Origin of the sequence: Bacillus sp. BF2-3 (assembly GCF_008368795.1) — a bacterium.
Lineage (GTDB): Bacteria > Bacillota > Bacilli > Bacillales > Bacillaceae_G > Bacillus_A > Bacillus_A cereus.
Genome location: NZ_QOSA01000039.1, coordinates 19,259 through 43,737, shown reverse-complemented (window position 1 = coordinate 43,737; position 24,479 = coordinate 19,259). Strand labels below are relative to the sequence as shown.

Genomic DNA, 24,479 nt, shown 5'->3' with positions numbered 1-24,479 from the left:
AGGACGTTAAGTGGTGAGTAATTCAAATATTCGACATAATGTTATACGATAAATTCATCTTATAGTATTGGTGACATGGTATCTTTTAATGTATGTACAGAATGATTAAAGTTAAACTTTTCTTCCGCATTTAACTCAATTTCTATAATTTCTCGAATACCTTCGCGATTAATAACAGCAGGAACTCCTATATATACATCATTATGACCATATTCATTTTCAAGGTATGCAGATACTGTTAATACACTATTTTCATGATGTAGAATTGCCTTTGTTATACGTAATAAAGACATTCCAATTCCATAACAGGTCGCTCCCTTACGTTCAATTATATGATAGGCCGCATCACGTGAACGAACAAAAATTTCGTCTAAGTCACTTTGATTATACTGACTTTTATTTTCTAAAATGGTTTGTAGCTTTTGAACGCCAACTGACACATGACTCCAAACCGGAAGCTCCGTATCACCATGTTCACCAATTATATAAGCATGAACATTATGAGGATCGATCTCAAAATATTCTCCTAACATGTAACGGAAACGTGCAGAATCAAGTGTTGTACCTGAACCAATTACGCGTTCTTTCGGCAACCCAGATTCTTTCCAAGTTACATATGTTAAAATGTCCACTGGATTTGTTGCAATTAAGAAAATACCATCGAATCCGCTTGACATGACATTACGTATAATTTCTTTAAAAATCTTAGTATTTTTTTCAACTAAGTCTAAACGTGTTTCACCTGGTCTCTGTGGCAATCCGGCTGTTATTACAACAATTTGCGCATCTTTACAGTCGTCACAGCTACCCTTCCATACTTTTGTTGGTGATGGTGAAAAAGGAATTGCATGACTTAAATCCATTGCTTCTCCTTCTGCTCTTGCTTCATTTACATCCACAAGAACGAATTCTTCTGCCAGGCCCTGATTAATCATACAATATGCATAACTACATCCTACGGCCCCTGTACCAATTAAAACTACACGATTAATATTTTTATTCATTTATAGATCCCTCACTATTTATGTTATGTTTTTGTGCATTGTTGTTATTCTAATAAAAAGAGATTTAATTGATTTTGAATAAACAAATAATGAACTCGAAATACATTAATGTTCAATACCAAATAGTTAAACTTAAATTCCTTTTCATATGTATTTCCAGCAAATATTGCTCCAACATTATTTCTTATTTAACTCAAAAAAATATTATGTATGGCTTCACTAGATAAGATAATTTTTCTTTATCTACATTTCAAAGATTCTTTGATATTCTGTGAAAAATCTAGTTTATACATCTAGTTAAATAAAATTGTTAACGCTTACATTTTTATTAAGATTCACTAACGGATTATCACTTTTCATAATGACATTCATGCTTATATTATCTTCATTCAAATCTAATTACTGCAAATTTTTATTTTGTATATCGAAGGTTATTTCACCTATTTTAGCAATAACCCCCTAAAAGCACTTCTATACCAAACAAACTTTTTCAAAATTCATTTTCTAGTAAACCTCCCACTGATTTTTTAGAGTTTTCTGTAATAAATTCGACATGTGATCTTGCATTTTATATTAACAAATTTAGGTCACATAAGTTGTGAATGTTTTTTGTATATTTCCCTTCCCTTATATGTCTAACAAAAACAAATAATATATTTTATAAAAGAAAAAAATATATTTAAAAGAATTATTAAAACGGTATTTCCGGCTAATTAGGCCAACTGATATAAAAATAACATTCAAAATAATTATGTTATTTTTATACGAAAATGATTATATTAGTAGCTTAAATTTTTATTTGTGTTTGTAATGGGATGTTTTCCTCACATTGAGATTCAACTAAATCACCCTTCTCTTCAGGGGTAGGGTTGTTTTGGGTTATATAATGATATACCATGCCAACAAATACAGATCCACCAATAATATTTCCAATTGTAACTGGAATTAAATTATAAATAGCCCCACTAAAAGAAATTGTATTGGGATGTGGCGATACCAGGGAGATTGCAAATAGCGATAAATTTGCAATGCTATGTTCATATCCAGATAAAAAGAATGTAAAAACCAATAACATCATAACAATTATTTTTGCTGTATCCCCTTTTACTTGAGAAGGAAGGAAACATGCTAGACAAACAAGCCAATTACATAAAATAGCTTTGAAAAATAGTTGTATTGTCGGAGTATTCATTTTTACTTCAACAACATTACTTATCAAATGTTCATATTCAATTTGATCAAAAATACCAGTACCATAAAATAATAACGCAAAAAATATTGCACCTACCAGATTCCCTAAAAAACAAGCACCCCAGTTACGACAAGTATCTAAGACCGTTGTTTTTTTTCGTAAGGTCGAAATTGTAAAATACATTGTATTCCCAGTAAATAATTCCGCTCCACCATATATTATTAATATAAGTGCAATTCCAAAAAATAAAGAAGCACTTAAATAAGTTGCAGGTGAATTTACAACGTGAAAAAAATCCCCTAATTTAAAACATAATACTATAATAAATCCAATATAGATGCCGGCTAGTAATGCACGAACAAAATATTGTATTGGGTTTATATCTAATATTTGTTTCTTCTTTTGTGCAAGTTTTATAGCATCAGCTATCCCTTGTTCTAACATAAAATTACACACTCCTTTAATTCATGGTTATTATAAATAATCCTAAGAATAAACTACATGTTTCAATATTCACTTTCAAGATTTTGTTCAATATTTCACAAAATAAACATACTCACTTTACAAAATGATTCAAATGATGTGCAATCTGCTATATTCACTAAATCCTAGAAGGTGCATAATACACGAATATACCTAGTTAATATAGAATAAAAGAATAATTAATCTGGTATAAAAAGTTTTAATTTATCATGTTTAGGAAAAGCACTCCATCTTAATTTTTACTTACTTGTATAGTGACCTATCAGGAAATTATTCGCTTTTATACATAAAAAAACTTTAATTATAAGGTTACAGTGTGTTTGTATGCATTATTCTTTAAAAATTGAAGAAATACTACTATCAGCAAACATATTCAACATTTTCCATCTGAAATATCTTAGTAACATTTTTAAAATTTGCCTCTAACCTATGAGTTTAATGGGATCATCTTTGTATCTCATTACCCGAATAAAGATAATTTGTGACATATTTTAAAATAAACTATATATCAAGCAATCTGCTTTTTAAAATTGTTATAATATGAACGAACATATTTGCTCAATACTTCACAATATAAAGGAGAAATTGATATGAGAAAACGAAAACGTTTAGTAATAATCGGTAATAGTATATCTAGTTTACGCTGTATTGAAGAGATTTTAATACAAAATCCTAATATGTATAGCATTTCTATTTTCAGTGATGAACTCTATCCTCTCTACAATCAAATAAACACTATTTCATTACAATTAGATATTAAAAATAGAATACAAAAGCAATATAATTGGTACAAACAACATAATATTAAGCTTTTTACAAACGAAAAGGTAATAGAAATTGATCGTGAGGACGAGGTCATTGTTACAGATAAACGCCGTATTGTTTTCTACGATAAACTCATCATTGCAACAGGATCTACTGCTTTTATTTTCCCCGTTAAAGGACTGCAATTATTTGGAGTAAATAAACTTAGAACAACTGAAGAAATCCAATTTCTATTAAATATTAAGAAGCATGCAAAAAAAGCTATTATTATTGGCAATGGCATGCTCGGTCTAAAAATTGCACAAAAATTATTTGATTTTGGAATAGACGTCCACGTAGTTCATTTCAGTTCACACTTAATGGCAAAACAAGATATCTTGGATTGTTCATTACTATGTAACAAGCTAAAAGCAAAAGGAATTCAATTTCTCATGGAAAAAAACACGGTTAAAATCCTAGGTACAGACTACGCAGAGGGGATCCAATTCGAAGATGGCACTATTAAAAAATATGATTTAATTGTAATACCTATTGGTAGGCGACCTAATACACATTTAGCAGAAAAAGCTGGCTTACATGTTAACCGTGGCATAGTTGTTAATAAGTATATGCAAACAAATGATAAATTAATTTATGCAATTGGTGAATGCACTGAACACAATGGTATTACATTAGGATTTCCAGCCCCCCTCCACGCACAAGCTACTGTATTAGCCGAGCATATAACAAATGTACAGACAAATACTCTTTTTGCATAATTTCTTAGTTAATTAAAACTAATTCTTTATAACTTTTATCTAAAAAACTCTTCTTAATAATTGTTTAAGAAGAGTTTTAAACCTTTGGAAACACATTAAAGAGAACACTTTAATATTGACACAATTGCAACCCCATTACGTACTAAATTAACGTATCAATTTAATTGAGGAGACATACTAAAATGCAACGACACAAAAATATTTATCTATTAATTATTTTATGCACGGTATTATGTATAATAACTCTAGTCCATAAAGGTGAAAATAATAGCGTTAAAAATACAACATATGAGATGGATAAACTTGTTAAACCCGATAAAAAAAAATCATATTCTAAAAAGAATAATCCTTTAGAAGTCCCTTTAATTCTACAAAATCCAGAATTAGAACGTGGATGCGAAGTTACAAGTTTAGCAATGCTTTTAAATTTTAATGGGCTATCCGTTGATAAATTAGAGTTAGCTGAAAATATTAAATATGTACCTTTTCAAAACAATGGATTTATGGGAAATATGGACGAAGGATTTGTTGGAGATATGTATGACATAGATATGCCTGGTTTAGGTGTGCATATTAAGCCAATTTTAGAGTTAGCCAAATTATACATATCAGAGAATTGTATTATAGATTTAACCGGAAGTAATCCCGAGGATTTATATAAGGCAATTGACAGAGAACACCCTGTTTGGATTTTAACAAACGCAAGCTTTCGCAAACTACCTGATTATGAATTTCGTACTTGGAAAACAAATATGGGTGAGAGACAAGTTACATACCGTCAACATAGTGTTTTACTAACTGGATACACCGATCAATATGTATACATTAATGATCCATTAGATACGGAAAAAAATAAAAGAATTGATAAGAAGGATTTTGAAGAAGCATGGGTTCAATTAGGCAGACAAGCCCTAACTATCATTCCTAAAAAAACACAAAGCTATAAGATTTGAGATAAACTTAAAATTACTAATTTATCATTATATAATTATTATATAATAATATCTAGTTTATATGAGAATCACTAACGTTATTAATTATATAAAATTAAAGGACACACCTATACCATTGGAGTGGTACATAAGGTGTGTCCCTCACATAAATCAAAAATATAAGATAAAATAATTTGAAATTTATTTTTTAAGTTTGATTATAAGGCATGTGATATTTTGTGGCTCAAAAAATCCATACCTTATCAATTAAACCGATTGGTAACACATATTCCCTTTTTGTGATTTCCTCATATATAATGATTTTAAGAATTTATACAATTAAAATACTTACTAATTTGTAATAACTCCTCTTTTATATTCTGAGAAAGGGGTCTTTTGTCAGAAACTGATAAGTCTTCTAATAGCTAACTGATTTTTTATTATTATTTTCTTATTTCCAACAGAGGCCATGAGCCCTAAACTTTCAAACTTATTCAATTTACGACTAATAGTCTCTCTTGTTACCCCCGCATAATTTGCCAATTCCTCTCGTGTCAATGGCAAGTTAATAAGTATTCCATCCTCTGTACTTTTGCCATATTTATCACAAAACTCCAATAGTATATGAGCAATTCTAACTTCAGGATTGTTTGTCGCTAAATTTTGCACTAAATTCTCTATCTTAGCTAAACGTTTTGTGACAACTTTTAACAACTTTAATGCAATACTTGGATTTCGTTCCATTATATAATCCATATTTTCTTTTTTTAGCATACAGATATGAGTATCTTCTATAGCATACGCACTAAAATTACTTTTTTCATCATAATTAAATATATTTAATTCACAAAAGGATTCACCACTTGTTAGTATATGCAATATTTGCTCTTTCCCTTGAAGAGTTAATGTACATAGCTTTACTTGTCCACTATTAATAATAAATAATGTATCTGATTTATCTCCCTCAAGAATTAATGGCTGACCCTTTTTAAACTTCCTATGTTTTGTCATTGAAGCTATATTACTAATTTCCTCTTCGGAAAGGGTCTTAAAAATTAGTACTTTTCTTGGGCAAAGCTCTCTTGATTTTTTATGATTATCGTCCATATTTTCTCACCTTACTTTAACTATAGAATTAAAAATATACTGATATCCAAGGTTATTATAGACATTTTTATCAAATATTGCAGTGACCCAAATCACAACTATATGTTTATGAAGACAGTGATATACACTATCTTCATAAACATATTTTGAATATGGCATAGAAAAATAAGGCCCTGAGGAGAAAGGGTGGCGCCAGGGCCATATAGAGTGTACCGAGAATGGCTGAATCGGTATAAGTATCTGCTACATAATTATTATAGAATTTTTTAAAGAATATTTCTGTGACCAGAATCACATTCAAAAATATAAAAAACAATGAGAATACTGCACAGTATTCTCATTGTTTTTTCCTTCTTATTCATCTAGTGGTGCAAAATGATTTTTATCTTCTCCACACACAGGACAAACCCAGTCCTCTGGTAAATCTTCGAAACTTGTTCCTGGTTCTATATCCTCATCTGGATCCCCTACCTCTGGGTTATAAATATATCCACATGGTAAACAAATGTATTTTTTCATGATTTCCTCTCCTTTTTGTACAGCTTTATATTTTTTATTTTAACTTGCTCATTATTTCACTTATGTTTGTATTTAATAAATCTATTCCTTCTAACGACACATGCTTTTCAATCGCAGATTTGTAAGGAATAGATGCAGCAACTCCTTCTAATGAAATCACACCGACTATTTTATTATCCTTAATAAATAACCTTGTATACTTCTCCTTACCGTCTTCTTCAACAATTGTTGTATCACATTGCTCTTCATTAACAACTCCAATTGAAAATAAAGATACATTGAATGCGTTAAAAATAGTGGTTGGAATTTCTTTTTTATAAATGGCAGTTTTAGAGACCATATTACTACCTGCTACTCTTCCTTGTTCCAAGGCAGTCCCCCATAAGCCTTCAATTTCATTATTTACTTCTGCAACATCTCCCGCAGCGTATACGGAGTCTATATTTGTTCTCATCTTCTCATCCACAACAATACCTCTATTTAATTTAATAGCAGTATCATGTACAAGTTTAGTGTTCGGAGTAACGCCAATTGAGTAAACAATACTATCACAATTAATTTGAGAATTGTCGTTCATCTTTATGCCAGTTACGGATTCTTTCCCGAGGATAGAATCAATAGAAGTATTTAAATACACCTTTACTCCTTCCTTTTCAATTTTTCGTTTCAAGAGAAGCGAAGATTTTGTATCTAATTGTCTTCTCATTAATAAAGGAGCTACTTCTACAATGGATACCTTTTTACCAGCTTTCAGAATAGACCATGCTGTTTCTAACCCTTGTACACCCCCACCAATGGTCACAACACTTTCTTTGTCCTCTAAATGTCCTTTAAGCTCATCTGCTTCTTTCATGTCCCTAATAGTAAAAATATTTTTTTTATTAATTCCATTTATCTCTAATCTTCTATTATCCGCTCCTGTACAAATTAATAGTTTATGATAAGAAAATACCGCTTCATTGGATGTAACAATAAATTGCTCATCTGTATTAATTTTTAACACCTTTGTATTTATAAAAACTGATATGTGATTATCTTGATACCACTTTTTCTTTTTAATTAACACTTTTTCACTGTGTAAATCTGAATACAGATCCTTTGATAATTTAATTCTTTTATAAGGTAGTGATGGCTCTTCACCAAAAATAAAAATATTTGATCCTTTATCATACTCTCTAATAGTTTTAGCGGCATTTACAGCGGCTACACCACTCCCAATAATAACAAAATTCTTTTCCATGTTTTCACCTCCATTTTTCTATTAAATAGAACTCAATAATAAATCTGTAACAAATGTTGTTGCATGTTGAATTTTCTTTACTTTCCCCTCATCTTTTGGAGAGAATCTAATCCGAATAGGAAATTCAACATGAGTCATACCTGTAGATTGGATAACTTTTGATGTGCTTTGTACATTCATATTTGTTTCATTGAGGTAATCTTGTATCACTTCAATTGCCTCTCCACTCCAACCATATGAACCGAATGAAGCTGCAATTTTCCCTTCTAGGTTCATTTCTGTCATTTCTTTTAAAATGTCTTCTAAATTACCAATCATATCTGCATATCTAGTTGAAGATCCTATGAAGACTGCATCTGCTTCTTGGATACTCTTTAAAACCTCTAATTTTTTTGATTTATCAACGTTAAATACTGATACGTGAATATTATCTGCTTCTAAAGTTTCTTTAATAATATTTGCTACTTTTTTTGTATTATTTTTAATTGTTGTATATACAATTGTTACTTTTTTATCTTGATTCGTATCTCTACTCATATCCGCATATAATTTAATATACTTCTGTATATCCTGACGTAAAATGTAGCCATGTGATGGTGCAATCATTTGTACATCCAAATCTTTTAGAGCTTCTATTAATGTTCTTACATATCTTCTATGTGGATGGATAATAGCATTATAATAGCCAATAAAATCTTCCGTAATATCTACATTCGCTTTATCACTGAAAATCTCGTCATTTGCTATATGAGTACTAAAAATATCACAAGGAAATAAAATTTTATCCTCTACACAGTAGGTAATCATTGTTTCTTCAGTATGAAGATATGGCGTTTCTTTAAATTTCAATGTTTTTCCACCAATATCTAATGTATCACCGTCTTTTACTATTAAAAACTTTCGATTATGCAGCTTATACATCTCTTGTATTTCTGGTACTGCAATTTCTGTACATACAATCGTTGCATTAGTAGCTCTTGATGCTAATGCTGCCAATCCCCCTGAATGGTCGGGCTCTGTATGATTCACTACGATATACTGAATTTCTTGTGGATCAATTAATTTACTTAATGATTCTACAAATTCTCTTCCAAACTCTATATCAACTGTATCAATCACTGTTGGTTTTTCCGTTTTTAGCAAGTACGCGTTATAAGTTGTTCCTTTTGCTAAGATTAAACGATGAAATGGAACTTCTCTATTATCAACTTTTCCTACCCAATATATATCTTTAGTTAACTTAATTTCTTTGCCCATATAACTCAATTCCTCCTCAATTAGATTCGATTTACCACTGAATTATATAAACTTTTTTATAATTAAAAGAGGACTAGAATCACATTTTAAAAAATTAATAAAAAAACACCTGAGTAACAGCTTTCTACTCAGGTGTTTTTAAAATTTATTTTGTTGCTACAATTACTAATGCCGGACCATCAAGTGAATATATTTTTTTATCAAAATTAGCGTAAGTTTCTACTGACTCAAATCCACATTCTATTAATATGGGAAGTAATTGTTTTTTTGTAATTGGATATAACTCTATACTATTTGAGAATTCTTCACCACTTGTATTTAATGTTACAATAAATAGCACCTTGTTTCTCTCTATTGCATAATCTCGTTTGAATGAGAAATGTTCTTTCTTAATTACTGGAAATATGAAATTTTTTTGATTTAATACTTTTTCATAGTTTACAATTTGAACTATGAACTTTCCATTTTTCTTAAGTTTTTTAAAAGAGCTTTGAATAAAATCAGTAATTTCCTGTACATTGTCTAAATGAACCAACGTATTTCCAATACAATAAATACCATCAAATATCCCAGGCACATCGTCTATTTGCTGCATTCTAAGTGTATTTACAAAAAGTCTTCCCTTATGGGTTATAGCCTTCTCAGAAATTTTATCAGCCATTTTCTTCTCTGGCTCCATCGCAGTTACAATCATTCCTTTTTCAACTAATGCATTAGCCACATTCCCTGTTGCCGCACCTACATCAATTACGGAGTCCCCCTCTTGTAAATAAGAAGCAATAAAATTCAATTGTTTTTCATTTTCCGGAAAAATTTCATCATAATACGGCATTAATTTTTGGTAAAAAGTCATTATTTATACATTCCTTTCTACATCTAGTATTGGAGAAAACATTAATATAATAATTAATCTAAACAGATTAATATATGAATATAAAATAAACAATATGAATTATTATTAGTCTTTACGAGATATAATATTTAAATACTATTATTGTTGTAATAAAAACGTAAATAGCATTTATACTCTCTAAAATCCCCACCTTTAAGATTGAAATATTCCTTCCATACAGTACTATAGACCGTATCAAACTTGGGATAAAAATAATGGTAATCGTTGGTGATAAAATAAGCGTAACAATCACAAGTAATAAATGGTACCACCATGACAGAATGCGATACGTTGGATTCTTTTTTTCACGTATCATTGTTTTTACATAAAACGTACTTCCTATAAAATATAAAAATGTTATAGTCGCTATTATCAAAATATTTTTATCGACTGATTTCATTGTGAAGTAATAACTTATAATGCCCCCTATACAAAACAAAAGAATTGCACATACATCATTTAATAAGGCTCGTTCATTTTTTTTGCTAGAAAAATAAATGTTTATACAAAAAAACGGGAGCATAATAATAGAAAAGTAAACTATACGCCATTCATAACTAAGAGCAATAGCTGTACATATACAAGCCTCACCAAAGTAAAGAAAAAAATAATATAAATAATACTTCTTTCGCGGCTGTTTTACATACATTAATAAGGGATATGTAGCTAAATACACAAAAAACCACGCTAAAAAAAGAGGTATATGATACCATGTCCATTTACCAGTTAAAATACCTAAAACAAATGGAATAAGCAGCATTCCCCAGGCTCCATGCTGCTTTGGAATAATTAACTTCATTCTTCCACACCTCACATTTAATTTTTTATCAAAATGTTACGTAAGAATGATAATAAGTAGCATATATATCATTAAATTTATAGATAAAAAACTTTACCAGTGAGAGAATCCCCCCACTGGTAATCATACTCCACCAATTTAGGGAATACCCATCCCAAATAGTAAAATATAATGAATTTCTCATACTCACTCTTCCCTTATAAGATAAACTATGTTTTTAAAAAATACTGTGAGTGAAATCACTGCATTCTATTTTTATACCTTTTATTTTATAGAATAAAACATTCTTCATTGTGTTTTTACTCTCTATTGATAACCTCACTCTTTGAACCTAAAACAAAAGAATTTTTATCTATAAATAATTGAATCATTCTATATCTTTTCATTTTTTATGAGCAAGATAATACGATAAACTTCTAGATTTAATCTCTTCTAAATAGAAAAGATCACATACTTCATTTATTAGTACCATTGCAGAAAAAAACTATATATAGTATCATTTATCGATATTGAGTACCACATATTGAAAAGGAGTGGATTTCATGAACACCTCAGACAATTTAAAACAGCAAAAAAGTAATTTATGGACAACTTTTCATAAAATTATAAAAAGTAACGATCAAGACTTAATGCAAGAAAATGCAAATGTTGATGGTCGATCTCCAATGGGAATGATGGGAACATTTGCTTTCTAAACAAGTAAAAGAAGCTATTAATCAAAATATTTTATACCCACACGATTTAGATTTTTATGCAACAGGAACAACCACGTGTTCACAAATCCCTTTAGCACAATTGCTGAAAAAAGGGTTCCACACTGGACATGGCCATATGAGACAACCACAAGATATTAAAAGTGCATTAGCACTCTCGTCTATTATTCTTCAAGCTAATCAAAATATGCAGCATGGTGGGCAATCTCTTGCCATGTTTGATATAGATTTAGCACCCTATGTGAGGAAAACATTTGAAAAAAACAAGAAAAAGTTAATAGACTATCCGCTAACAAAGGAACAAATCGAAGTGTTTGCATGGAGAGAAACAGAAAACGATACATATCAAGCATGTGAAGCATTTATTCATAATTCCAATAGTATGCATAGCCGTGGTGGTGGACAAGTTCCGTTTATTTCAATTAATTACGGAACGGACACATCAAAGGAAGGAAGACTATTAATTAAACAATTACTACAGGCAACACAAGCGGGATTAGGAAAAAGCGAAACGCCTATTTTCCCCATTCAAATTTTTAAGTTAAAAAAAGGTGTAAATTTTGAAGAAAAAGATCCAAATTATGATTTATTTGAACTTGCATTAGAAACAACAGCGAAGCGATTGTTCCCTAACTTTTCATTTTTAGATGCGCCATTTAATGCAGCGTATTATAATGGGCACCCAGAAAGTGAAGTATGTTATATGGGGTGTCGTACTCGTGTGATGTCTAATATTCATGGTGAGGAGACAGCAATTGGCAGAGGAAATCTATCATTTACCTCTATTAATCTAGTAAAATTGGCTTTAATAAATGATTCAAAAGAAGGGTTTTTCAAATCGTTAAATCATTATATCAAACTTGGCATTCGTCAATTGCTAGAAAGATATTCATATCAATGTACAAAAAAAGCAAGAGATTTTCAATTCCTATATTCACAAGGGATTTGGCGCAATGGAGAAAAACTACAACCAGAAGACTCAGTTACTGAGATTTTAAAGCAAGGAACATTGAGCCTTGGTTTTATTGGACTTGCGGAATGCTTGGTTGCCTTAACAGGAAAACACCATGGGGAAGATAAAGATTCATGGCAACTTGGAAAAGAAATTGTTACCTTTATGAGAAATAAGATGGACCAAGCAACAAAAGAGCATTGCTTGAATTTTACCTTAATTGCAACTCCTGCCGAGGGACTATCAGGGAAGTTCATCAAAAAGGATCGTGCTGAGTTTGGAACTATTACAGGTGTAACCGATCATGATTACTATACAAATTCATTTCATATTCCAGTTTATTATCCTATTCAAGCAATTAATAAAATACGTTTAGAAGGACCGTTTCATGCTCTTTGCAACGGTGGTCATATTACTTATATTGAACTAGATGGAGCGGCAGCACATAATCAAATGGCTTTAAAACAGATTGTTCAAGCAATGGCTCAGTATGAAGTAGGATATGGTTCAATTAATCACCCAGTGGATCGTTGTAAATGTTGTGACTATAATGGAGTGATTGAAAATGAGTGCCCTAGCTGTGGAAATATAGAAGATCATCATATTGAAAGAATTCGCCGTATTACTGGATATCTTGTAGGGGACATGTCAAAATGGAACAATGCAAAGCGTAGTGAAGAAGCAGATCGTGTGAAACATAAATGAAGGTAATGAATATTATTCATGATAGTGTAGTAGATGGTGAAGGGCTACGAACAGTTGTGTTTTTTGCCGGTTGTCCACATCATTGTTTAGGTTGCCATAACCCCAAATCATGGAATCTTTATAATGGTACCGAGATGAGTGTGAAAGAAATTATAAAAGAAATTTCCAAAAATCCTCTCACTGATGTAACATTTTCAGGGGGTGACCCATTTTTTCAAGCTATCGAGGTCAAAGAAGTTGCAAAAGCCGTAAAAAGCTTAAACAAAAATCTTTGGATTTACACTGGCTATACACTAGAAGAGATACAGAATTCACAAAACAAAGATATGATTGAGCTGTTACATTATGGGGATGTTTTAGTTGATGGAAGATTTGAAATTGAAAAAAGAGATTTGACTCTTCCATTTTGCGGAAGCTCAAATCAACGTATTATACGCCTAAAATAAATATAATTTCCTTGATTTTTTTCGATTATTCGTTATCACTAATCCAATATTTATGAGCAGAAAGTATTTGCTCATAAATATTGGAAATACACAATAAAAAAATTTGTAAAAAGGTCCATGCTCAATTCTTACACTTTTTTTGCAATGCTCTTGGAACATATACACAAAAAGGTTCGCTTTCCATGTAATCCCCCGTCATCGCAAATGCCCTAGAACGAGATCCCCCACAAACATATCGAAACTCACAAACACCGCATTTGCCTTTATAATTGTCTGGATTACGAAGACTTTGAAAAACAGGAGAGTTTCGATAAATTTCAGCTATCGGTGTTGATTTAATATTCCCGGTTTTAATCGGCAATAGCCCACTTGGGTATACATCTCCAATATGAGAAATAAATACAACTCCATTTCCATCATTTACTCCTTTTGGAGCGCGTCCAAATTCATTAAATCCGTCCGTCATTCCTTCCATCAGTACATCTCTATATTGAATAATTTGATTTATCTTTTTAATTCCCTTCATTTTTTCTTGAAGAACAACGCGTCTATAGTGCTGAGCAGCTGTGGTTTTTATATCAAAAGAAACAGTTTTACTAAGCTGATATAGCCATCGGAACACTCTTTCATGTTGAATTGGTGAAATCATATCTTTCTCTTTACCACGTCCTGTTGGGACTAAGAAAAATACACTCCACAACACACAACCTAATTCTTCTACTAAATTTGCCATATCTTTAAGTACACTCAAATTATAATTAGAAACAACTGTATTAATTTGAATAGGGATTTTTAATTCATTTAAATGATGAATTGCATCCATTGTTAATTTAAATGACCCCTCTGTTCCTCTAAAATGATCGTGTACTTCAGCTGTTGGTCCATCTATACTAAATGCCCATCTAGCAATCCCAACATCTTTTGCTTTTTTAATCGCTTCTTTAGTAACCTTTGGAGTAGCACTGGGGGTCATGGAAACCCGAATACCTTTCTTCACCGCGTATTCAGCAATATCATATATATCCGAACGCATTAATGGATCCCCACCAGTAAAAACCAGCATCGGATTATCCATTTCATATATATCATCAATTAGTTTTTTTCCTTCTTCTAATGTTAACTCAAAAGGATCGCGATAATGCTGAGCTTCAGCACGACAATGTAGACATTTTAATTCGCATGCTCTTGTTAACTCCCATATTACAATAAATGGGTTTTTATTATAATCACGATTTATCAAAAAGAAAGCCTCCCATCAACTTACATACTATATTGTAAAATTATATGTGCATTTTTGTTGTGAGATTTATCACGCATAAGTTTTTAGCATTTAAAAAATCCCTCCTAAAATAGATGAAATTAAGATAAAAAAGCACTCTCCTATTTATAGGGGAGTGCTTTTTATTTTAAATATATCTTAAATATTTATATTTTATTGCTTTTTTATATAAATTTGATTTACTTATTATTTCTATTAGATTTCATCAAATCATTTAGTAATAAATCTAATTCTCTACTATAACAAATTACCTTTTCATGAGTGAATCCATACTGCTTAACAAGCGATATTAATTCTTCTTTTTTTTCAATTACTTGATTTAACTTCTTATAATTAGACATAGTTTTTGTACAATCCCGTCTTACCTACATACAGGTCATCTAGGCAGCATTTTTGTTAGATGCTCTATTTAGAACACAGCTCTTTATAATATTTATTTCCCCTTAACACCCATATACAATATATTTACAAATATCAAATACAAAATCTATGAACTAAAAAAGTTATACCTACTTAACTTATTACACACCTTTATATGCTTGTTTATATACTTCTTTTAATTCTGAAATCAATGGAAGTTTCGGATTTGCTGGTGTACATTGATCTTCAAATGCTCTTTCCGATAAAACATCCACAACATTTTCAAATGCTTCTTGTTTTACTCCTTGTCCTGCAATACTCATATTAATATTCAATTCTTTTCCAAGGCTGATAATTGCTTGTACCAGAGATTCTACCCCTTCTTCTACTGTACTTGCTGGCAGCCCCAATGTTCTTGCAATATATGCATAACGTTCATCTGCCACAAAATGCTCATATTTTGGGAACAATGCATGTTTTCTTGGCTTAATAGCATTATAGCGAATTACATGCGGCATTAAGATTGCGTTAGCACGTCCATGTGGAATGTGAAATTCTGGTCCAAGCTTATGCGCCAAACTATGATTAATACCCAGAAATGCATTTGCAAAAGCCATACCTGCAATTGCAGAAGCATTATGCATTTTCTCACGTGCTTCTTCATCATTTCCATTTTTATATGCTCTCGGTAAATATTTAAATACGAGATCAATGGCTTTTAAGGCCAATCCATCTGTATAGTCATTTGCCATAATAGACACGTATGCTTCAATTGCATGTGTTAACACATCCATTCCAGTGTCTGCTGTTACATGAGGTGGCACTGTCATTACAAACTGTGGATCAATAATCGCTACATCTGGTGTTAATTCATAATCAGCAAGTGGATATTTTATATTATTTTTTTTATCTGTAATAACCGCGAATGGTGTCACTTCTGACCCTGTTCCTGATGTTGTTGGAATCGCAACAAATTGTGCTTTTTGCCCTAGTGTTGGAAATTTACATGTACGTTTTCTAATATCTAAAAACTTTTGTTTGATTCCAAAGAATTTTGTTTCTGGATATTCATAAAATAGCCACATTCCTTTTGCTGCATCCATTGCTGAGCCTCCGCCCAATGCAATAATTACATCAGGTTTGAAGCTTCTCATCATCTCAGCACCCTTGAATACTGTTTCATCTGATGGATCTGGTTCTACCTCTGAGAAAACACCTACTTTTACATCATTTAAATGCTGTTGTAAGTAATGTGTAACTGTATCCACATATCCCAGTTCTACCATTCCTGGATCCGTTACAATGAATGCTCGTGAAATGTTTGGCATCTTAGCTAAATATTGTGTCGCATGTTTTTCAAAAAAAACCTTAGGTGGTAATTTGAACCATTGCATATTATTTTTTCTATTCGCCAAACGCTTTACATTAATTAAATGTGTAGCTGTTACGTTTTGAGAAACAGAATTTTTACCGTATGATCCACAACCTAATGTTAAAGATGGAATAAATGCGTTATATATATCACCAATCCCACCTTGTGCTGACGGTGAATTTACAATAAGGCGACAAGCTTTCATTCTTAAACCAAATTGTTTTTGTACTTCTTTATTTGTAGAATGAATAACCGCTGAATGCCCTAAGCCACCTAAATTTAACATTTCTTCACAGTATTTAAATCCTTCTTCTCGTGAATTTGCTTTGATACAAGCTAATACTGGGCTCAATTTTTCACGTGATAGTGGATATTCTGCACCCACTCCCTTAATTTCAGCTACAAGTATTTTTGTATCTTCTGGTACCTTAATGCCTACTAATGATGCAATATAATGTGCTGATTTCCCAACGATATCACTATTTACTGCACATGTATTTTCATTAATAACAAGCTTCTCTAATTTTATTCTCTCTTCTTCGGTAACAAAATAACAATTGTTGTCTTGCATTTCTTTTTTTACACTATTATAGATTTCTTTATCTACAATGATTGCTTGTTCAGAAGCACAAATCATACCATTATCAAATGTTTTTGATAAAATTAAATCGTTTACAGCTCGTTTTACATGTGCTGATTTCTCTAAATAACAAGGTACATTCCCAGGTCCTACTCCTAAGGCCGGTTTCCCTGTAGAATATGCTGATTTAACCATTCCAGCACCCCCGGTTGCAAGAACAAGTGCAACCCCCTCATGGTTCATTAATCTTTTTGTTGCCTCAACAGAAGGTTTTTCGATCCATTGAATGCAATTCTCCGGTGCCCCTGCCTTAATTGCAGCATCTCTTAATATTTTAGCCGCTGCAACAGAGCATCGCTGAGCAGATGGATGAAAAGCGAAAATAATTGGATTTCTTGTTTTCATTGCAATAATTGCTTTAAACATAGTAGTTGAAGTAGGGTTCGTTACTGGTGTCACACCAGCAACTACACCTACTGGTTCGGCAATTTCAATGACTTCTTCATGTGGATCTTCATGAATAATTCCTACAGTTTTATCTTTTTTTATGCTATGCCAAATATATTCAGTCGCAAATATATTTTTTGTACATTTATCCTCATACACACCTCGACCAGTTTCCTCAACTGCCATTTTTGCTAATGGCATATGTTGATCTAATCCAGATAGTGCCATTTCATGAACAATATGATCTACTTGCTCTTGCGTATAAGATTCTAGTGCTTTTAGTGCTTCTTTTCCATTTTCAACTAAAGTATTAACAACTTCTTGTACATCATTTTCATCTTTAATTACTACGTTGACCATTGCTTGTACTTCTTTTTCATCTGTCTTGTTTGTCATATTAAAGCCTCCAGATCACTATAAAAATAGATTTAAAATGTTGGAACTTATTGTTTTCATCTTGCCTATTAAGTAAAAGCTTAAATCATGTGAAGTATTTCACAAATAATGATATGAAATTTTCAACTACTCCTACTATACATGAAATGACTATTTTTTATTGTGTATTTTTTGTGAAGTATTTCACAAATATTTATAATAATTCTAATCAATAATTACTTATTTACACCATCAATATATACAATTACATTCTCAGTTGTATTATTTCTCAATTCAATGTACACCTCAGCATTAAAATACAATATTTGTTGATGCCTTAATATCTCAATTTCATTATCAATTATAACCATTGTTTCACCGAAAACTGCATACATACAAATATCCTTGTTCAAATATTTTGGTATGACAACATTACCTGACGGATTAATGAAAAAAAATGATGGAAATGTATTTTCAGTTTTATTAATAATTGTTTTGAATACATCATCATTTAATCCCATAGGTGTTACATTTTTTAGTTGCATAAATATCACTCCTATTCATGTATAAAAAATTTAATAAAGTATAATAAATTTATACTCTATTTTTACAAACTTATAGCGAGGATCTCGACTTTGCCTATAAGTTTATAACTATTAATTTCCTAAAGCAACAGTAATTCATCTTCTTGTAAAGGATTATTAATTTGTTATAGTATGTAAATCTCTTTGTTGTGATAACTCTACTAAAGAAGACATTTAACACTTATATGTAATTTATCTAGTAGTATTTTATGCGTATAGTAGTTAGAACTTTTTATTAATAAATTTTGAAAACATTAGTATATATAATATACATTATTTTTTTATTTAAAAATATTTTGTTTGTCCCCATCCTCTCTAAAATATTCCCCCTTTTCTTAAAATCTTATATAAATATATATCTTATATATATTAAAAATATAAAGATAAAACTTTTATAGGTTCATAAAATATAGAATAAGGCCTGATATGACAATGTTTTTAACATACCCTACTGTAAAAAATCATAAATGGTATGTAATGGGAGTGTGAAAATAGACTTTGTTGTATCATCCTTTCTACATAAAATCATAAAAAAATACCACTATACCTACATAAAAAATGAAGAAAAATAATTCAGTGATGAGTATATTTATTCATTCGTAAATAAGAAGACATTCTCGATATTTGTCCCCAATTTGTAGTCATTTGTACACAATCTATACACAATGATCATTATTTAATCCACTTAATTCAGTTATTAATATTTAATCACATAAAACTTGATGAATTTTAGTAGATTTACTTATAGAACCCTTATATAGCAACAATAGTATGATATTTTTATTCACAAATGATACTTTTTATATACATATCCACTAAAAATATAATTTTTCTTATGATTTTATGTAGAGTAAAATCTTTATTTATATAGGTATTGGATGCCTTTTCAAGTTACTATTGTGGAAATTAAGAATGATGAATAATTTTTATTGTATAGAAGTGCATAAAAAAAGATTCTATTTTCAATAGAATCTTTTAAAAAAGTATATAAATGGGTCTAATAGAAAGACTTTGAATGATAGAACCAACACGAATAGCCCTCTACTTTGATTTTTTTTCAAATATAGAGAGCTGAAAATGATTACATTTCTTCCATTACTTTTAATACCTGTTCAGTTGATGTTACTTGAATCCCAGCACGTATCAGCTGTTCCAACGCACGTATAAAGGTAATTAAATTTATGCTACCAGGTACTTCAATTACCCTTAGCTTTTCTTTTGGTAATTTATCTATCTTTTCAATGAACAATTCACGTACATCACTAGGAATAAAGCGTTCTTTATGTCCTTTTATTTTTAGAAGTTCACGCATTTCTATTTCTAAAGCCATATAAGCATTTAGATTTGCACCTTGTTCATAAGCGTATTTTCTAAATAATGTTTCTTCTTGATATCTTAGATAATTACGATGGTAAGATTCCTCTGTAACAGGTACGGCAAATTTGTTCTTTAATAACTCAAATGTTTTACGGAACAGCTTCTTGATGCTTCGGCGAGAGTACATAGAGAAATGCAATCCGAAATCAAATATAGCTTGTTCTTTTTGTTTTGCTGGTACGTGCTGTGTAATAAGAGGATAAATCCCTTCTTTAGCTGCGGTATCAAGAATATGATACTGTGATGTTTGATTCAGTAATTTTTTCAGTGTATATACTAACTTACTTGGATATTTTTCAGTGCGATCAATCATGTCACGCAAACTATGTATTACACTACGGATTTGTCGATGACAGGTATTTTTAAGTACATGAATAAATTTATTCATGTCTCGTGTAAATTCCCCAATATGCATTTCTTGTAGTGTAGATTCAATAAATCGGGCTTTACGGGCATACGTAACCTTTGGAGTAAAAGGATCACGATACTGTAGTTCGCCTGATTCTTTTCCACATAAGAAGTCTGGATGAATAGATAAAAATAAAGTCGTGTATTTTTTCTTGTTTTGAACCCCTTTTTGTAGTTTACAGATTTTGAATAGTGGAGTTCCTGTACAAGGCAATACAGTCGTTAGTTCTTTCATAACTGCACGAATTTGATGTGGATACTTCTTATGTAGAAAGCGGTACATCCCACCAAAGTGAGTCTTATTACCTCTTTCATCCTGTTTGTCTAAAGAACGTTTTAATGTAGTTTCTCTATGCTGTTGCATAGCAATATCTAAGAATAGCTTCTTAGATGCTACTGAAAGTTCAAAGAAAGCTTTTGTAAAGACTACAGGACTAATGTAAACATAAGGATTTGCTTTTTCTGTTTCTTCATTCATAAAATGAGTTATTTTAATTGTGTATCGACTATCTAATTCATTTTCAATCGTAATAATGTTATGTAGGCTTAATTTTTTTAATGCAATATAGAATTGAGAATGCTGTATACATGCCAATTCTTCTTTGTATTGCTTATAGTCTTCCCAAAGCATATGTACTGTTACGTTTGGAATAATACCATTCGTATAGCATTTTTTATGTAGGTAAAGAAATACTTCAAGATCTGCATTTGTAATACCGTACAATTTATGTTTTCTTCCCATTGTCTTTGAAATAGTATGACGTGAAAAAGATGGCTTTGCTTGTGCAACAAATCCATCGATATCCGCAATACGTTCTTCATACGACATTTGATTAATAATATCTTCAAGGTATGTATCTTTATAGCTATAGTATTTTCCTTCCAATGCATCAACAAGTGCTTGCCAAGATTTTAATGTAACTATAACCGCATTAGTAGATTGTCCATCTAGACTACGTTGATTACGAATAACAAATGATTTGCTCATCTTTTTCACCTCCTATACAAATTAAAATATACATATCCGCACAATATAAAATATACCGATTTTAATTATAGCAAATCAAAATTTGATGAAATGGGCCCCTTTAAGAGCCAACATGAAAAAATGAAATATACGTTAATCCCTTTCATATCAAGGGGTTTCGGGTTTTGTCCTATTTTTTTTATGGACATGATATCACTATGGATTTTCATGTTCCGAATATATAAGAAAATGAGTTGTAAAATCCTAATAAACGTTGTTCTAATGGGGTTGGAAGCTTATTTTCAAAAAAATATAAGGGACATCATAGGGCTGTGGATTTTCATATTTCTATTTATTATAATTCATATGAAAATCATCAATAAACATTGATATTAAAGGGATTTATATGAAATTTGGTATTTATAAAAGGAACGTGATACCGCTAGGAGTGATTCATCTTTTTAGATAGAAAGGGACATGATACCGCTATAAATTTTCATGTTTTATAATTCCCTGAAATTTGAGAAGATGTTGTATAAATGTATGGTATATAAGGGGTTTAGGAGGATTTATGAAACAAGAAAGGGACATGATACCGCTATAAATTTTCTTGTTTCATACCTTGAATATAGAAGAAACCCTTTTGTATCAAGGGTAAAAAAGATTATGAAAAAAATATATAGTTTAATTTCATGAAACATTTAAGACTCGATTTTTTCATGTTTTAGTCAAAAGGGACATGATACCGCTATAAATTTTCACTTTGTATGCAAACTTTAATGAGTATTACCATATATACAAGGGCAATTTTTAAACATGAATAACCTAGCTTTTTCATGTTTAATCAAAAGGGACATGATATCGCAAAAGAATTTCATGTTTCAGCTAATTCCTTGAAAAATATTAGGTTTCTTATAACGTCTTACCTTTTCCAAATGGATACAGTCTTGTATAATCAGTAAAAGAAGTGGTTATAAGCATACGTGCTAGATTATCACTAAAGGATGGTTGGATAGAACTTACTGTATTCTTTTTTATTTTCATGAATAGGAACATCATAAGGCTATATAGATTTAAGTTTAAATCATTCTCAATTGTAAATTAAATAAGGAGAAGGATGTATATGGATAATGTTCTACAATTGTTTAAAGATGCATTAGTAATATCAGCACCTATCTATAAACATAATGAACAATTGTGGTATAAATGGAATGCTTATTACTTAGAAGTTAAAGAAGATACTAGTAGGATCGTAACTTCGGACTATTTTTCCCCATCATTTTCAATGCTTGTACAGTGGCTTGAACAGCAACAAAAAAAGGGAATCTCCTCTTTGGAAATATTCACCAACATAGAAGCTTACCAAATTGAAATTGATGTGGCGATAGGATTATTTGTGGAGCAAGAGTTTTCAAGAGCTAACAATGAAACCGTGCAGGAACCAAAGGAATCTAATACAAGTTTAGAGCACGAGAATTACTATGAAGTGAATAATTCTGCGGTTTATTATAAATTAAGAGATGGCATAGCAAAGAATCAATTTGAAGAAGATGAAAATACAAAGTTGAAATCTTATCCAATTGAAACGAAAGATAGTAGTGGAGTTGCACAACTATCTTCACATAAAGATGAAGATTTAAGATTAATAAATATTGAAGAAGCTGCTCGTTGGAATACATTGGTTGATGGTGTAATGAGTAATATGGATGATTTAACTGCTGACTGTTTAGATGCAATTACTATTCAGTGGTTAAAAGAGGCAAAGTCTCCTGATGAATTCATAGATTTTTCATATAATCAGGTATTAGAAATGTGTAGCATACCTAAAGCAAAGGCTAATAACACAGAATATTATCGAGCTGAAGATAAAATAAAGGTTGCCAAACGTATTGCTGCCTTAGCAAGTATTTTTATCTATTTAAATGATGATAATGAGGTAGTTGTATTAAATGATCGAGCTGAAGCAGGTAAACATTATGAAGTAAAGCGAGAAGTTATAAAGAGGCTTTTTGTATTAGATTCTGTGGTACTCTGGAGAGATACTAACACTAACGAATATATGGGGATAGAATCTTGCAGGATTAAGCCAGGGAGCTTCTTATCAAGTTATTTATATGGTTCTAGTAGTACAACGGCACTATTATCAAAAAAAGCGTTAGAATATAATAGTTATAGACATAAATATCATAAGAGATTGATTCGTTATTTAACTTGGCAATGGAGAATTCGTCAAATGTTCTCTAGTTTAAAAAGGCCTTACTCTATAGGAGGAGATAAGGGATTACTGGCTGTCATGGGTATAAATCAAAATCAAAAGCCAAATCGTATTCGTGAACAGTTAGAAAATGTTCTTATTGATTTAGAGAAGGAAAAGGTTATATCACATTGGGAGTACAGTGAAGATTTAAAAGAGGAAATGTTAACAAAGAAGAATTGGTTTAAGAACTATTATGCTCAGTTAGGTATAATAATTTTACCGCCGAAAGAATTAATGAATTCAATAGAAAAAATAGCGAAGAAAAAAACAGTAGAGATCATACAAGAAGAGTCTCCAGTGAAAATAGAAAATAACACTTTAGATGTGGATGATTATGAAAATTCAATTAGAGAAAAAATATCATTCTTCCATATGAATAAAAATATTACAATGCGAGAACTTTCAAAAGAAATAGGTATATCACAACCTACCCTTTCTAGGTTTTATAATAAGAAAACAAAACGCCTTTCAGGCACGGCTAAAGATAAATTAAATCAGTGGTATAAAAGACAAATTATTATTGATAAGATGTAGAAAAACTTAAATCCATGATAAAAAAGAGTCCCTATTTTAGGGACTCTTTTTTATCATGGATTTATAACGTTAGTTACCAAATAAATTGGCTGTATCGTATAAAAGACAAATTATTATTGATAAGATGTAGAAAAACTTAAATCCATGATAAAAAAGAGTCCCTATTTTCTTTTTT

The 24,479-nt window shown here is 30.8% G+C and carries 17 protein-coding genes and 1 pseudogene; 5 read left to right on the top strand and 13 right to left on the bottom strand.

The genetic code is table 11. The features are described from left to right. Positions 1-59: 59 nt before the first annotated feature. Entirely contained in the window at positions 60-1,004 is a 945-nt protein-coding gene (locus tag DN401_RS24605) for an L-lactate dehydrogenase (protein WP_061660649.1), read from the bottom strand. A 787-nt stretch (positions 1,005-1,791) separates the two neighbouring features. Next, complete coding sequence (locus DN401_RS24600; protein WP_016083475.1) at positions 1,792-2,640, bottom strand: formate/nitrite transporter family protein; 849 nt, start codon at positions 2,638-2,640, stop codon at positions 1,792-1,794. Positions 2,641-3,269: 629 nt separating this feature from the next. On the opposite strand from DN401_RS24600, the gene DN401_RS24595 reads away from it, so the two are divergent. Then, on the top strand, positions 3,270-4,202 hold the full coding sequence (locus DN401_RS24595; protein WP_149288008.1) for an FAD-dependent oxidoreductase: 933 nt from the start codon (positions 3,270-3,272) through the stop codon (positions 4,200-4,202). A gap of 182 nt (positions 4,203-4,384) precedes the next feature. Next, positions 4,385-5,155, top strand: a complete 771-nt coding sequence (locus tag DN401_RS24590; protein ID WP_098277381.1) for a C39 family peptidase — start codon at positions 4,385-4,387, stop codon at positions 5,153-5,155. A gap of 378 nt (positions 5,156-5,533) precedes the next feature. Here the strand turns inward: DN401_RS24590 and DN401_RS24585 are convergent, their stop codons facing one another. The 6 genes from DN401_RS24585 to DN401_RS24555 form a co-directional block, all read right to left on the bottom strand. Beyond that, on the bottom strand, positions 5,534-6,241 hold the full coding sequence (locus DN401_RS24585; RefSeq protein WP_000342564.1) for a Crp/Fnr family transcriptional regulator: 708 nt from the start codon (positions 6,239-6,241) through the stop codon (positions 5,534-5,536). Between the two features lie 354 nt (positions 6,242-6,595). Continuing rightward, positions 6,596-6,760 (bottom strand): rubredoxin, encoded by a 165-nt coding sequence (rd, locus tag DN401_RS24575; protein WP_000759867.1) that lies wholly within the window; start codon positions 6,758-6,760, stop codon positions 6,596-6,598. 34 nt (positions 6,761-6,794) lie between these two features. Continuing rightward, entirely contained in the window at positions 6,795-8,000 is a 1,206-nt protein-coding gene (locus DN401_RS24570) for an NAD(P)/FAD-dependent oxidoreductase (protein ID WP_149288007.1), read from the bottom strand. A 21-nt stretch (positions 8,001-8,021) separates the two neighbouring features. Next, positions 8,022-9,257: an FprA family A-type flavoprotein gene (locus tag DN401_RS24565; protein WP_149288006.1), complete on the bottom strand. Its 1,236-nt coding sequence runs from the start codon at positions 9,255-9,257 to the stop codon at positions 8,022-8,024. A 145-nt stretch (positions 9,258-9,402) separates the two neighbouring features. After that, on the bottom strand, positions 9,403-10,110 hold the full coding sequence (locus tag DN401_RS24560; protein ID WP_149288005.1) for a class I SAM-dependent methyltransferase: 708 nt from the start codon (positions 10,108-10,110) through the stop codon (positions 9,403-9,405). A 112-nt stretch (positions 10,111-10,222) separates the two neighbouring features. Beyond that, complete coding sequence (locus DN401_RS24555) at positions 10,223-10,948, bottom strand: YwiC-like family protein (protein WP_149288004.1); 726 nt, start codon at positions 10,946-10,948, stop codon at positions 10,223-10,225. A gap of 542 nt (positions 10,949-11,490) precedes the next feature. On the opposite strand from DN401_RS24555, the pseudogene DN401_RS24550 reads away from it, so the two are divergent. Together DN401_RS24550 and nrdG are read left to right on the top strand one after the other, a co-directional pair. After that, positions 11,491-13,318, top strand: a pseudogene (locus DN401_RS24550) (anaerobic ribonucleoside triphosphate reductase). Further along, positions 13,315-13,764: an anaerobic ribonucleoside-triphosphate reductase activating protein gene (gene nrdG, locus DN401_RS24545; RefSeq protein ID WP_061664427.1), complete on the top strand. Its 450-nt coding sequence runs from the start codon at positions 13,315-13,317 to the stop codon at positions 13,762-13,764. The pseudogene DN401_RS24550 and the gene nrdG overlap by 4 nt, the downstream one beginning before the upstream one ends. Positions 13,765-13,885: 121 nt before the next feature. Here nrdG and DN401_RS24540 read toward each other — a convergent pair whose 3' ends face one another. From DN401_RS24540 to DN401_RS24520, 5 genes are all read right to left on the bottom strand, one after another. After that, positions 13,886-15,004 carry a TIGR04053 family radical SAM/SPASM domain-containing protein gene (locus DN401_RS24540; protein ID WP_149288003.1) on the bottom strand — a complete coding sequence of 373 codons (1,119 nt, stop codon included), beginning with the start codon at positions 15,002-15,004 and terminating at the stop codon, positions 13,886-13,888. Positions 15,005-15,222: 218 nt separating this feature from the next. Further along, positions 15,223-15,384, bottom strand: a complete 162-nt coding sequence (locus DN401_RS24535; protein ID WP_080451699.1) for an aspartyl-phosphate phosphatase Spo0E family protein — start codon at positions 15,382-15,384, stop codon at positions 15,223-15,225. A 180-nt stretch (positions 15,385-15,564) separates the two neighbouring features. Next, positions 15,565-18,162: a bifunctional acetaldehyde-CoA/alcohol dehydrogenase gene (gene adhE, locus DN401_RS24530; protein WP_149288009.1), complete on the bottom strand. Its 2,598-nt coding sequence runs from the start codon at positions 18,160-18,162 to the stop codon at positions 15,565-15,567. Positions 18,163-18,413: 251 nt separating this feature from the next. Beyond that, entirely contained in the window at positions 18,414-18,722 is a 309-nt protein-coding gene (locus tag DN401_RS24525) for a hypothetical protein (RefSeq protein ID WP_001176239.1), read from the bottom strand. A 1,120-nt stretch (positions 18,723-19,842) separates the two neighbouring features. Next, positions 19,843-21,534, bottom strand: coding sequence for a hypothetical protein (locus tag DN401_RS24520; RefSeq protein WP_065705696.1), 1,692 nt, complete (start codon positions 21,532-21,534; stop codon positions 19,843-19,845). A gap of 1,102 nt (positions 21,535-22,636) precedes the next feature. On the opposite strand from DN401_RS24520, the gene DN401_RS24515 reads away from it, so the two are divergent. Further along, positions 22,637-24,304 (top strand): helix-turn-helix domain-containing protein, encoded by a 1,668-nt coding sequence (locus DN401_RS24515; protein ID WP_098023422.1) that lies wholly within the window; start codon positions 22,637-22,639, stop codon positions 24,302-24,304. The last annotated feature ends 175 nt before the right edge of the window (positions 24,305-24,479 follow it).